Consider the following 2,005-nt stretch of genomic DNA (forward strand, 5'->3'; position numbering starts at 1 on the left):
TAACTGATCGTTTCAGAATGAGATCTTGGTCTGACGCGTCTCGACTGAGATGGTGCTCAGTGGGGGATGGAACGGGTTGCCCCTGGTGGCGCGTTGACTCGACAGGACTCTGGAGGAGAAATTTGCCGAGCTTGAGCTTCCCGCCGAGGCGGGCGGTCGGACGCGGGGCGGGCTGGTACCGCGGGGACTGCCATATCCACTCCGTTCACTCGGACGGGGAACTCACTCCCGAGGAGTTGGCTGTGCGGGCGCGCGCGGCCAGGCTCGACTTCATCGCGACGACGGAGCACAACTCCGCAGCAGCCCCGGGTGTCTGGGGTCATCTGCCCGCCGATGACTTCTTGATCCTTCTCGGTGAAGAGGTGACCACGAAGACCGGGCACTGGCTCGCGCTCGGCCTCAATCCCGGCGAGGTCGTCGACTGGAACCACCAGGTCAGGGATGGACTGGTGGACAAGTGCCTGGACCAGGTCCACCGAGCAGGGGGCCTGTGCGTTGCCGCGCATCCGCACGCACCCTACCCGTCGGGCGACTTCATGTTCCCCTTCCTCGGCTTCGACGTGGTGGAGGTGTGGAACGGGCTGTGGACCTCGGACCGGCCCTGGAACGCTGACAACGAGGCGGCCCTGGCCGAATGGGGGCGGAGCCTTGCGGCGGATCTCCACACGGGCTCGTGGCGGCCGGCGATGGGCAACAGCGACACCCACTTGGAAGGACAGATCGGCATCCCTCACACCGTGGTCTTCGCCGAGGAACTGAGCGCGGAGGCAGTCCTGGCCGGGATCCGCGCCGGCCGCAGCTGGATCGCCGAGTCGGCGGATGTGGACGTGTCATTCACCGCCCATGCCGATGGTCGCGTTGCCGGGGTGGGAGAGCGGCTCGCGACTCGTGATGGGCAGGTGGAAGTCCATGCGGCAGTACGAGGTGTGTCGGCGGGGACCATCAGTTTCCACACTGACCGAGGGAAGGTCCACCGTGCTCCTCTCCTCGGTGACGGGGCGGGAGCGGCGCAGTGGGTCACGACAGCGGAGGACTCGGCGTTCGTCCGCATCGAGGTCCGCCATCCCAACGGGCACGTCGCCGCACTCACCAATCCGATCATCCTCAACTGACCGCTCGTTTCATCGTGAGGTCCGCAGTCGGCGGAGGCAGATGAGGCTGCATGCCAGTTCGAGCAGGCCCTGATGGAGGTCGGCACGTCGTTCGTAGCGGATCCGGAGCCGTTTGAACTGGTGCAGCCAGGCGAAGGACCGTTCCACCACCCAACGGACTTTGCCGAGCCCTGAGCCGTGGGCGACCCCGCGTCGGGCGATTAACGGCTTGATGCCGCGCTTCCACAGCAGGCGCCGGTACTTGTCGAAGTCGTAGCCCCGGTCGGCATACAGGTATCGCGGCTTGCGGCGCGGCCGTCCTCGCAGCCCCCGGATCGGTGGGACCGCGTCGAGCAGCGGCAGCAGCTGGGTGACGTCGTGACGGTTGCCACCGGTGAGCGTGACGGCGAGCGGGGTTCCGTGCCGGTCGACTATCAGGTGGTGCTTGGAGCCGGGACGGGCGCGGTCGACCGGCGAGGGGCCGACGTGAGCCCCCCTTTCAGGGCCCGGACATGCGAGCCGTCAACAGCGCAGTGATCAAGCTCCAACAGGTCGGCGCGGCGCAGCTCGGCCAGCAGGGCTGCGTGCAGGCGCGGCCAGACACCGGCCTCGGTCCAGTCCCGAAGGCGGCGCCAGGCCGTCACCCCGGAGCACCCGACCGCTTCGGCCGGGACATCGCGCCAGGCGACGCCGGTCCGCAGTACGTACATCACCCCGGCGAGGGCCGACCGGTCAGGAACACGCAATCGCCCGGGGTGGCGGCGGCGCCGCTCAGGAGCGGGTGGCAGGAGCGGAGCCACGCGCTCCCACAGGTCATCCGGAACAGGATCAGCACGCACCCGGACACCCTGCCCACCAAGATCGCTAGACGCAAGACCCGCGGTTCAATTCATTCTGAAACGATCAGTAAGACC

2 protein-coding genes are annotated in these 2,005 nt (G+C 67.6%); one reads left to right on the plus strand and one right to left on the minus strand.

The annotated features are described in order from the left end of the window. The first annotated feature begins 59 nt into the window (after positions 1-59). Positions 60-1,112: a CehA/McbA family metallohydrolase gene (locus tag ACWFRU_RS42310; protein ID WP_453694180.1), complete on the plus strand. Its 1,053-nt coding sequence runs from the start codon at positions 60-62 to the stop codon at positions 1,110-1,112. A gap of 9 nt (positions 1,113-1,121) precedes the next feature. Here the strand turns inward: ACWFRU_RS42310 and ACWFRU_RS42315 are convergent. After that, a protein-coding gene (locus ACWFRU_RS42315; RefSeq protein ID WP_453694178.1) for an IS5 family transposase occupies positions 1,122-1,930 on the minus strand; the annotation gives its coding sequence in 2 pieces (ribosomal slippage) (positions 1,122-1,591 and positions 1,591-1,930; 810 coding nt in all). Positions 1,931-2,005: the final 75 nt, after the last annotated feature.

The sequence above is a fragment of the Streptomyces sp. NPDC055099 genome (genome assembly GCF_053607685.1).